The organism is Bradyrhizobium oropedii (assembly GCF_020889685.1).
Lineage (GTDB): Bacteria > Pseudomonadota > Alphaproteobacteria > Rhizobiales > Xanthobacteraceae > Bradyrhizobium > Bradyrhizobium oropedii.
The window spans coordinates 22,112-33,270 of sequence record NZ_JACMYO010000089.1 but is presented as its reverse complement, the minus strand read 5'-3'; the positions used below and the strand labels follow the sequence as shown (position 1 = coordinate 33,270).

Annotated in this window: 8 protein-coding genes; 1 reads left to right on the top strand and 7 read right to left on the bottom strand. The window is 58.4% G+C overall.

The window, feature by feature from the left end:
- Positions 1-744: 744 nt before the first annotated feature.
- Positions 745-1,047 (top strand): hypothetical protein, encoded by a 303-nt coding sequence (locus H8A95_RS23890; protein WP_229167653.1) that lies wholly within the window; start codon positions 745-747, stop codon positions 1,045-1,047.
- Positions 1,048-1,270: 223 nt separating this feature from the next.
- Here H8A95_RS23890 and H8A95_RS23885 read toward each other — a convergent pair whose 3' ends face one another.
- The 7 genes from H8A95_RS23885 to H8A95_RS23855 form a co-directional block, all read right to left on the bottom strand.
- Positions 1,271-2,605: a glutamine synthetase family protein gene (locus H8A95_RS23885; protein ID WP_229167654.1), complete on the bottom strand. Its 1,335-nt coding sequence runs from the start codon at positions 2,603-2,605 to the stop codon at positions 1,271-1,273.
- Entirely contained in the window at positions 2,602-3,891 is a 1,290-nt protein-coding gene (locus H8A95_RS23880; RefSeq protein ID WP_229167655.1) for an ATP-grasp domain-containing protein, read from the bottom strand. Before H8A95_RS23880 ends, H8A95_RS23885 begins: the two co-directional genes overlap by 4 nt.
- A complete protein-coding gene (locus H8A95_RS23875) occupies positions 3,888-4,757 on the bottom strand; it encodes a DMT family transporter (RefSeq protein WP_229167656.1) in 870 nt (289 codons plus the stop codon). The genes H8A95_RS23880 and H8A95_RS23875 overlap by 4 nt, the downstream gene beginning before the upstream one ends.
- A gap of 149 nt (positions 4,758-4,906) precedes the next feature.
- Positions 4,907-5,737: a gamma-glutamyl-gamma-aminobutyrate hydrolase family protein gene (locus tag H8A95_RS23870; protein WP_229167657.1), complete on the bottom strand. Its 831-nt coding sequence runs from the start codon at positions 5,735-5,737 to the stop codon at positions 4,907-4,909.
- Complete coding sequence (gene rtxC, locus H8A95_RS23865) at positions 5,734-6,792, bottom strand: dhydrorhizobitoxine desaturase (protein WP_229167658.1); 1,059 nt, start codon at positions 6,790-6,792, stop codon at positions 5,734-5,736. The genes H8A95_RS23870 and rtxC overlap by 4 nt, the downstream gene beginning before the upstream one ends.
- Before the next feature lie 31 nt (positions 6,793-6,823).
- On the bottom strand, positions 6,824-9,301 hold the full coding sequence (locus H8A95_RS23860) for a 2-aminoethylphosphonate--pyruvate transaminase (RefSeq protein ID WP_229185285.1): 2,478 nt from the start codon (positions 9,299-9,301) through the stop codon (positions 6,824-6,826).
- An 892-nt stretch (positions 9,302-10,193) separates the two neighbouring features.
- Complete coding sequence (locus tag H8A95_RS23855; protein ID WP_376711682.1) at positions 10,194-10,376, bottom strand: nucleoside monophosphate kinase; 183 nt, start codon at positions 10,374-10,376, stop codon at positions 10,194-10,196.
- Between the last annotated feature and the right edge of the window lie 783 nt (positions 10,377-11,159).

Below are 11,159 nucleotides of genomic sequence, written 5' to 3'. Positions count from 1 at the left end.
CGCTATAGGTGTCATCTCTACTGTCGATGAAGTTCTCGAAAGCATCGAGGTGTCGCCTCGACGCCCGAGGGCCTGGGCCTGGGCCTGATGATGACGCACAGGCTCGATGGGAAGTGACGAGGCGGCTTGCTGAACCGGGGTGGTCGGTTCACGGGAGCCATCATGCCGCACAACGCGAGAATCGTCAGGCAACGCAAGCGGATGGAGAAGCTTCCGTACTCGGACGCTGGATTTCTTCCTCTTTGATGATTGTTGGCATAGCGTGCGCAGACAAAGCTCGCTCGATAGAATCCATACCTGGTCTCCCGTTGAGAACCGCCACAGCCGGTTTTCTGATTGCGGTAGACTGCGGAGCTTCGCTTACAAGATGCTGACAACCTCGATGACAAAAGCGGCGTCCGCCTTGAGGCCGCTCCAGATGTCGGAAATTCAAATCCGCAAGACACGTGCGTATGTCCCCCGGACGGAGACTCCTGCGGCGTCAGCCGCGCAGACTCTCCACAAAAATCCTCCGTCTAGTCGTGAGCAGGCTCCGCAATGTCGACGATACGGCTGTTGTACCGCCACATGTAAGACAACAACTTCGCGGATTTACCTCAAATCTCCTGAACGATGACCACACAACAGAGATTAGATGAAGCCGCGCTCGTTCGTACGCTCAACACGATACGAGCGGCGCAGGCGGTCCGCGCGGCGTTGAGCCGACATCGTTCCGTCGCAAGCGAATCGATCCAGGAGACATGAATGAATTTAGTGAAGACCTTTGTATTGGCAGGCGGCGTTGCGGCTTTCCTTGCGTACCCTGTCATTGCGCAAAGCCTTGCCGCAGACGCCAAGGCTCGCAAATACGTGCAAGGTACCAGCATACAGAGCGGGGTGAGCGATGATGAGGACTCTTCCTCGCCTAGGCTCAGGACTGCGGGCGCAAAAGCGGGCAGGAAGTCGACCAAGGGCGCGAAGAATGCAGCCGGCGGCAACGCGTCGGACAAGGAGACAGTTGACGAATCCGCAACCAGCAGCACGCCGATAGGCGTCAAGCGAGACTGACGCGAAGCCCTGTTCGGATAAACCTCCGGTCGCGCTCTGCGGCCGGAGGTTCAGCCGAAACGCCGCAAGATGGATAGTTAGATTGTGATGGTCGGCCGCCTTCAACGACGGCAAGGAAAGCAAGCGTAACCTTGCGCGGTTGCAGTGGCTGTCCCGACGGACGCCCAGGAGCTGACCGTGATCGGCGCGGCGCAACGGCCGCAATGCTCAGTAGCCCGAACAGCTAGATGATCTCGAAGTACCGCCGACGCTCAAAGTCGGTGACCCGATGTTGAACCGCCTCCCACTCCCAGCGGCGGGAGCAAGAAAAGGCTTCAACAAACCTTTCCCCGAAGACATCATTGGCCGCCGCAGACTGTGCAAACCGATATGTTGCCTCTGACAGGCTTTGAGGCAATCTTTCGGACCTGGGACACACCTCGACGCTTGCATCGCCGACGATCGAAGCCGGCAAAGCCGCATCCGTCTCGACGCCCAGTATGCCGGAACCGATGGCGCATGAGAGGGCGAGATATGGGTTGATATCTGCGCCCGATAGCCTGTACTCGAGCCGATGTGCGGCCGGCTCTCCCGCAATGGCCCGCACCGCGCAGGAGCGGTTATCAATTCCCCAGCTTGGGCAGACCGGTGCCCAGTAGCCAGGCACCAATCTCTTGTAGCTATTGAAGTTCGGCGCGGCGAGGACACTGAACTCACTCATGTATTTCAGTTGTCCGCCGATAAATTGCCTCATGACATTTGAGATGTTGCGAAACGCGTTACGTTCGTAAAACGCATTGTGGCCGTCCGAGGAGATCGAGATGTGAATATGGCCCGACTGGCCGGGCCAATCCTCAAAAACCTTGGCCATGAATGTAGCCATCATGCCTTTCGTTTGCGCCCAGGCCTTGATCATCGACTTGAAAATGATTGCTCGATCCGCAGCTTCCAGGGCATCACAATGACGAAGTGACGCTTCAATCACGCCCGGCCCGGTCTCGAAGTGCAGGCCGCTGAGAGGTATTCTGGCCTTCTCACAAAGCGCCAGGATCTCGCCGAACAGCTCCTGGTGCGCGACAGAACGCGCAATCGAGTAACCGAACGGACCTCGGGTTAAAGGAGTCCATTCGCCGAACGGCTTGGCTTGAATTGTGTCGGCGTTCTCTTTGAACAACATGAACTCGAACTCGAACCCGGCCGTGCAGCCGTATCCGTGGTCAGCAGCTCTTTTCAGGACTTTGCGCAGAATACCTCGCGGGCAGATGTCCTCATGTGCGTCCATGAACTCGGCGAGGTAGAGATGCTGATCGCCGAGATAAGACACCAAACGGCCGGTGCCTGACAGAACACGCAGATCGGCGTCTCCGAACGCCGATAGGGGCTTTTGCGTGAATCCCAACGGAATGACCCGGTCTGAGCAATCCCACGCCAGCACCGCCTCGGAGAACTTGACGACTTTATCCCCATCCGAGAGATTTTCACCCAGGACGTGCTTGCCTCGAAGGACGCCGTCAAAGTCGCTTACGCCGATCATCGCCGCGCGAGCTGAGTTCGCGCGAGCCACACGGGTGTCGGTCATGCGCTGGGTTCCTGCGCCACCAGATCGAAGACCTGATTCATCCGCATCGCACGCAACTGGCGATAGTCATCCTCAAGCTGCATCATATCGTTGTTCACGAGGTACACGATGCCTGGTGTGGATGCCAGGTCGATCGTCGGGACCAGGTTTTGGCCTATGGGAACGAATGCAATGGCATCCGCGAAGCTTTTGAGCTTTCGGATTGCATCGAGCCCGGAGTAACCGGCCACGACGCCGCTCATATCGGAAATTAGCGAGACGCACAGTGCATGAGCCTGCCGCTTGTAGGGCCCACGCAGCCTCATACAGTCACCAAAGCCCTTGGGATCTGCGTACCGCCAGGCGGTTAGCGTCATATGATTGTCACCCAACGCCATGGTCCGGGCTTTCGCCGACATGGTTCCTTGCAGCCTCGCTCCGAAGTCGACCAAAACTGGTCCCCGATCATCGACGATGATCTCCGCATGGGCAGGTCCGTTGGCGATCTGAAGTGCCTGCAACGCACGCACAAGATAATCGGATAGTTCCGAAACGATTGGCTCCCTGGCTCCCAGCAACCACTCGCGTGAGCAGACCGATGACGCGCCCTCGACTGGAACGGTCTCATAGGTCCAGGCCTCGGTGACGAAGGCTTCTCCATCGATCGAGACAGCATTTACGGTGTACTGCTGACCGTTTATTTTCTCCTGTGCAAGCGCCAGTTTGTTGAAGGCTCCGACACGGTTCGTCTTCCCGACAATGGCAGCTAGGCCACGCTGAACATCCGCATCCGCCGAGCAAAAGAACACGTCCTCCGTGCCGGTGCTGTTCAGCGGCTTGATCACGATCTCATCGAAGTTCTCTTCACGCTTCCAGCTTGCGATCTCGACGGCATTGTCGGACACGACCTGCCTGATCGATCGCACGCCCGCTGCGGCCAACGCTTCCGACAGGCGCGATTTGTCTCGCCGGGCGGCTGACAGGGCCGTCCCATTCGACGGCAAGCCCAGCCGCTCCGAGAGGGAATCGGCCAGCTCAACGCCGGTCTCGCACCCCGCTATGACAAACTCCAGCTCCCTGCCACGGAGAGCCTGAAGGTGAAATTCAACGATCTCGTCATACCCCATGCATTCGCGCGGGCGAATGACTTCGTCATACAGCTCCGCATTGAAATGCGACTCGAATATCGGCGGAATCTGTGCTGCCGACATCACATGCACCGTTCCAATTCCATAGCACTTGAACTCTTCCGGTAGAAACCGGCCAGTCGAATATGCGTCAACGATTACACATTTCCGTTCGTTCATGCGGTCCTCCGATACTGCGAGTAGACGTTGCCGACAGCGACAATCGTAATGAGAACATTTCCAACGAACGTATGCAGGGAAGGCACGATGCGAGAATCGAAGTACTGGAACAGGAACGTGATGACAGGGGCGGTGGACAGCACCATGTTGACCGTGAAGGGCTCTACGCGGCGAATGCCCTCCTGGATCAAGAGCAAAGGAATAATGATCGTGGAGAGCCCGATCGCTGCGATCACCAACCAATGCTGTGAGATCTCAAGTACGATGGAGGAATGGTCGACCAGTCCCAGCAGCAAAAGAATCGTTCCATAAAACCGATGCGCCAGCACCTGTCGGCCAGAAAATCCGCCATCGAACAGCAGCTTGACGAGTATATTCGTAAGGGCCAGCGATAGGCCGGCCACGATTGCCAGGACGATGCCAAAAGACGATCGAGGCCCCCACTGCACGCCCGCGTTGCCGCTGGCCGAGATCCAGATCATGTAGCCGCCGATCATCGCGATCGTAACGCTCACGACGATATCGGACGCCGGAGGAACACCCTTCCGTCTGATCAGCGCGTTCAACCACACGGTTGCGGCGGGTCCTAGCGCCACCATGAACGCGACGACGATCGCGGGTTCGGCGTATTTCAGTCCGATAAATAGGCCGATCCAGCTGATCCCGGTCACGAAATTGAGCGACACAAAAGCCATGAGCGCTGACTTCGTAACGCGTGCCTTGCCTGTCTCGCGACCAGCCAGCAGATTGAACGACAGACATACCGCAGCAAAGGACACCAGCAGAGCGACGAACACATCTGCCTGCTGAAAATACGATGCCGCATACACCTCGCCTGCGGCGCTCAGAACGACATAAAGCGCCACAAAGAGAACTCCCAGAGCGAATCGGCTCGTCAATCGTGCTCCCTTGCCCTGAGGCTGGCGCGGCGTAGCGCCCCCCCCGAACCATGCCGGTGCATCGGTTCCGGTTGACTCTTCTTTCGATCTCGGCGGACCGCGTTTGGTTTGAAATGTCATAAGCCGCCTCTCGTGCTTCTTTGATTGGCGTAGGCAACACACGCCTGGCCAAATGCCGTGAACAGTTGCTTGCTCAGGAGATCGGTTGAGACGTGCCATTCGGGATGCCACTGCACACCGATTTGCAGCGTCGGCGCACCAATGACTGACGCCGCTTCGACCAGGCCGTCAGGCGCCCACGCCTCCCGCCTGAGCGCAGTGGCCAGCACCTCTATGCCTTGGTTGTGCAGGGAATTGACTTGCGCTTCGACGGTGCGCGCGACCGGAAAGAGCGCGCCATCGGGACATATCGTCACGCTGTGCGCGACGTCGTACTGACGGTCTCTTGGACGATCGGGTTTCTCGGCATGCATCTGGCCACGTTCCAGGCTCCACTCCGCAAGCGATGGGCGAAGTGTGCCGCCGAAATAGACATTGAGCTCCTGCAGCCCACGGCAGATGCCCAAGATCGGCATTCCGAGCGCAATGGCGCTCTTGATGGCCACCGCGGATAGCCTGTCCCGTGGGCGGTCACGGACTCCACCCTCGACGTCCTGCCGATCAGCCCCTGAACAGGACGCAGGCGCGTTCAAAACGGCAGGATCGACATTCGATTCATCTCCTGTCAACACCAACCCGTCGAGCACGCGCATCATCGCTGGTGCGGCCTCAACGTCCGCATCTTCAGCGTCGATCGTCGGCAGTATGACGCACGCCACTCCCGCATGATGCAGGAGAGCCTGGACGTATTTGCGCCGCAACCAGTCGCGATGCACACCATCGATCAAAAGCCGGTTCGAGGTGACGCCAACCACGGCCCGGACCTTGTCTGGCCGTTGCAATGTCACGCGAGTTGCCTTCCCGTTTGGGCACCGGCCACAGACTGCTCATACAGGCGTCGATTTCGCTCCTTCAACTGAGTTATGACGCTTGGCTGACCTTGCGGCCCCTTGACGAAAAGCCCGCCCCAACTTGCAGCAACCTTTGCGTAATTCGGATCCAGCATCCGGATCTTCTGGGCTTTGTGCAACAGCCAGAACGGGATGCCAGGCGAGAGGTGATGCTCGAGGTGATATTCATCCAGATTTTGCCCAAGGATGGCCCGCTCCAGAAAATTCCCTTTCCGATTCCGGGTCAGATAGACGTTCTGCGTCTCCGTCTCACACATCGGTGAGTGCTCGGCGAGCTCGATAAACCAGCCGAGGACCTGAAACGTTGTGAGATAGGGCACGATCCAGAACAGGATCACGATGTGGAGCAGCCCAAGAGCATATGATCCGCCCAGGATGCCGATCCAAAAGAGATAGAAGCAATACTTGTCGATAAGTATGCCTAACCGGCTCTCGTCCTCGGCATCCGTGATCGAAAACCGATTGGTCCAGAGATATTTCAGGTACGCCGCTGTCGCACCGCCAAATATTGGCTTCCAGATCAGGTTGAACGCATACCGCTCAGGAGGCTGCACGTCGTAAACACCGCTGGACAGGAAGAACTTCAGATCGGGATCCTTGTCCGGGTCGCCGAGATACGGATGGTGCAAATAGACGTGTGATATCCGGTAGGCCCAGTGGCGTTGGAACAGGGGATAGGCCGCGAACAGAATGCCGAGGATGTAGTTCCAGGTGGTGTTCTTCGCCAGCGTGCGATGGGCGGCATCATGGGCGATAGTGGTCAATCCGCGCTGGTAGGCGCCGATCAGAAGAATCGCGAGCGGGTAGAACCACCATGAGGCCCACACAGTCACCAGCGTGCACGCTGCGATGACCGCGTAATCCTTGGCGATGTAGGCCACTCCCGTTATGTTGTCGGGCCTCAGCTCGGAGAGCTGCTTATTGATCTCGCGACTGAACTGAACGGCCTCATAGCGTGACGACCTCAGTTTCCAAGCTTCTGGCTGATTCATGAGAATCCCTTCCTGATCGGCTTCCAGGTTGTCAGATTGCGGAGAGCGCCTTGTGCAGATCGCGGACAATGTCGTTGACATCCTCGATGCCGACGCAAAGCCGGATCGAACCGCCAAAAATGCCGGCCGCCTCGCGCTTTTCCCGTGGAACGGTTGTGTGTGTCGTGGAGACAGGATGCGTCACGAGTGTGCGGGCATCCCCCACATTCGAGACGTGATACATCAGGTCGACGTTCTGAATGAACTTGCGTCCGGCCAGCTCGTCCTCGACCTCGAACATGACCATTGCGCCGTGCCCGTATGCCGGGTTGAGGGTCTGGTCGACGGTTTCGCGATCGGCTCCTTCGAAGAGCCCCGGGTAGAAGACACGGCGCACTTTTGGATGCTCCTTGAGAGCGTCTGCCACGATCCTGGCGTTTGCGCAGTGCTGCTTCATACGAAGCGGCAGCGTCTCAAGGCCCTGGATCAGTTGGAAGCTCGCAAAGGGGGCGATCGCCGCGCCGGTATCGCGTAACCACGTCATGCGAGCCTTCAGAAGAAACTCGCTTTTTCCAAGATCGTCGACATCCTGCAGCGCGTTGCGCCAGATGATTCCGCCATGCGCCTCGTCAGGACCGTTGAACAATGGAAACCGCGAAGCTCCGCTGTAGCTGAACTTGCCGTTGTCGACGATCAGTCCGCCCAGTGTGGTGCCATGGCCGCATATGTATTTCGTGGCGGAGTACGTCGTGATCGCGGCACCGAGATCTGACGGCCGGCATACCAGCGGCGTCGTCGTATTGTCCACTACAAGGGGAACGCCGTACTTTCGACCGATCTCGGCCAGTTGCTTGACGGGAAGTGGAATCAGACAGGGATTCGAAATCACCTCTCCGAACAGGCATATCGTGCGATCATCGATGGCATGTTCGAACGTCTCGGGCCTTCGAGGATCCGCCGTCCTGACGCTGATGCCAAGACGCTTCAGCGTGTTATGGAGCAGGTTCCAGGTATTGCCATACAGATAGGGCGAGGCGACGACATTATCCCCGACCTGCCCGCTTGCCAGGTTGACGATGGCAAGGAACGTTGCCGCTTGCCCGGATGCGACGGCGAGCGAGTCTTTTCCTGTATCGACAGCCGCGTACCTTCTTTCCAGCGCCCGGGTCGTCGGATTGATAATCCTGGTATAGGTGAACCCATCGGCCTTTACGTTGTAGACATCTGCGATGTGGTTCAGATCGCCATCGAGTTCATAAGCCGTGTTCTGATAGATCGGCACGGCCACGGCTTTTGTCACCGGGTCGCGTCGGTAACCCGCGTGCAGAACGGCAGTCTCGGGGGAAAATGGGAGCTGCGCCCCCCCTGGCACGCGAGGCGGCACCTTTACGCGAGCCTCGCATGTCTGCTGGGCCGATATCGGTCGCGCTGCCGCACCCTGGCCAGACCGGAAGTAGGTCCGGAAAGCGCACCCCAACTGCTGGATCCAAGCGGATTGGATTTCCCCGATGCAACCGACCCGAAAACTCCGCGTCGCAAGATGCAGCTTGGAGTAGATGTAAAGGTTGTGAGCTGCCAGGTGGCGATACAGCCCATCGAATGCTGCCTGATCCGCCATTCCTGACGGCGCGACGAACGCAACGCAGACTGGCGACTGCACGTCGGCGGCCAGCAGCGGAGACACCACTCCTTCGAGTTCTCTTACGAGATCGTCCCTGACCTTCTCATACCTGCGGCGCCGCGCTTGAATGCCCTCCTCGTCCAGAATCTCCAGCGCCTTTGTCGTTGCCTGAACGATATGGGTCGGAGGGGTCGAACGCCACTCTCCTGTGCGCTCGAGCGAGAGCCATTGATCTCTGACGTCGAGCACAAATGACCTCGGTTCTTGAACCGCATTCTGCAACAGCGCGCGGGAGGCGATGACAAACGCAACTCCCGGAGGCCCTTCTATGCACTTGTTGCTCGAGGTGACCAGGACGTCAGGGCCAGGCCTGCTCAGATCAATATCAATGCCGCCAAAAGAGCTCATCGCGTCGACGATCGTCTTTACACCACGTCGCCTCGCCTCCTCCACGATCGCATCCAGCGGATTGACGATTCCCGTCGTTGTTTCGCAATGCACGAAACACAGGTGCGTAACGCTCGGATTTCGGTTCAGATGCTCGCCGATTTCCTGAGGATCCAAAGGGTCGGTCGCTCGCTTGGCAAGCGTCAGCGCTTCGACGCCCCACAGTCGCAGAATTTTGAAGATGCGCTCGCCATAGATGCCGTTTATGCAAACAAGCGGCTTGTGGGCTCCAGACACGAATGTAGACAAAGCGGCTTCCATCGCAAAAGAGCCGCCTCCCTGAATTGGGACCACCGAATAGTCCTCGGCATTTGCCAGCAAATTGAGCATCAGCCGCCTCATGCGGGCGGTCACTTCCTTGAACTCGCAATCGCGCGATGCAAGATCAAGCTGCATCTGGCGCCTGACCGCCAGCGACAACGACAATGGACCAGGCGTCAGCAAAGAGCGCTGTGTTGTCACACCATTCCCCCTCAGTTGTATTCGTCAATGCATCTGGAGCACACCAGCCCCAGCAAGAGACCGCGAGCGCCGCTCAACCGCTTTGAGCCCCGCGCCATAGAGGCTGGGCGCACCTCGGGTCGGCACCCGAAGAAACTGCCCAGAGACAACCTCCACATCCAGGTGCGAAGTGATGTCTCGCAAGGCTCTTCAGCGATGTCATTCAGATCTCCCAAGAATTGGCTTTGTGACCCGGTCCTCGAACCCCATTTGGCGCGACGCTCACTCTGATCCAGCCATACGCATCCGCAGATTTGAGCGCGAGCGTCGGCTTGTCGTCGCAAACCCGGCCGGTCGACCGATCGGCTTACGTGCGAGCTGTGCCACTCAGGCAATATTGAAGTCAGGTTAGCGGTGCACGTCGGACCATCGCGCCCGGCTCCAGATCCGGGCATGGCGCGCCAGACGATTGTCGCTGGCGACGGTACGCTTCCTGCGTGAACCTGAGACTTGAGACATTCGCGCACTGTCGTTCATTGGAGGTGTTGGTACGTGACGACCGTCGCCGCCTATTTCGAGATCGTACAACTTGACGTTACGTGCGCTTCAACCCTCTCCGGATTTTTCTCGTGTGAATTTTTCCTGACGTGCGCCTCCACCTTCCGGGGACAAGACGATGCGTGCGGAGATTCACAGACGAGCTACGTAGTCGCCTGGAGTTCGACGACTGGCTGTCGGAATTCACCTGAGCTCGATGCCACGGGCAAGTCAGCTGCTGCCTGCTCCTCCCGCGTGCCGCGCGCGGCGCTTTGCCACATCGGCAAACGGATACACCGAGTTTATCCGTCCTACATCGGTTAGATTACCGGCGTCCGGTTCTCGAGCTCGTTGACCTTGAGCTCGATCACATAGTTCAACTTGTGCCCGCCGAGCGCACCATGAGGCCTTCCGGCTGGGCCACCGTGCGCGGAAAACCGTCGAGGATGGCTCCTCGCGCTGCATCCGGCTGCCCAATTCGATCGCTAATCAGCCTGACCACCAAACCATCTGGCACGAGCCGGTCGTCCTTCATGAGTTCGCCCACTTCTCGCCCGATCGCTGCTCCCCCGACACAGCGGTACGCAGCATATAGCCCGCCCTATGGCCGCGGACAGTCGGAGATCGGCGAACATCGAGGACCTAATCGGGCCGATACCGACGCATCAGCTTCGTACTCGCCTCGCGAAGATAATGGAGACATTGAGCGTACTCTTCGGGTCGGCATCGTCGTCGTCGACGGATGCAACGCGATCGACTTCATGGGACCGTGAGACGTTCGGCGGCAAACGAAGTGGTTTATCAGCGACACGAGCCCCATGAGCGACTTCTTAAGCGGTTCTGCATGGCCCGCAAGCGCCTCGTGGAACGAATAGCCTACGTCTTCGACCATGGTCTGCCGCAGATGTGCGGTAGACCAGACGATGACTGATGCCCTAATATGGTGTTGCCGCCCATCCATTCGGCGAATATCGGCAGCCCGACATATGAACTGCCCGAGAACCGCAGCAGTAGGGTTTCTGGTTGTAGTCGCACAGCCAAGCCGCTTCGCCGGCTATTACGGACGCAGCGAACCAGCGGAGCGCCGGGACTAACCGCGCTTGGCCATAGAGTGCAAACCGTTCGCGCTTTTGAACGCTTACGACCGGCTATTTCGTGTCGCGTTTGTGCCGATGATAATGAACCTGACATTGTTCGATGTCAGACGCACGGCCCTAGTGACGCCGAAGACGTGCGATAATTGGATCGATCTTGTCATCATGTACAATGACAGTGCCGCCCGGCCGAACACGGACCCGTCGCCGTTGCTCCTTTGCATCGGACAGTTGAGCGTTGCGACCTT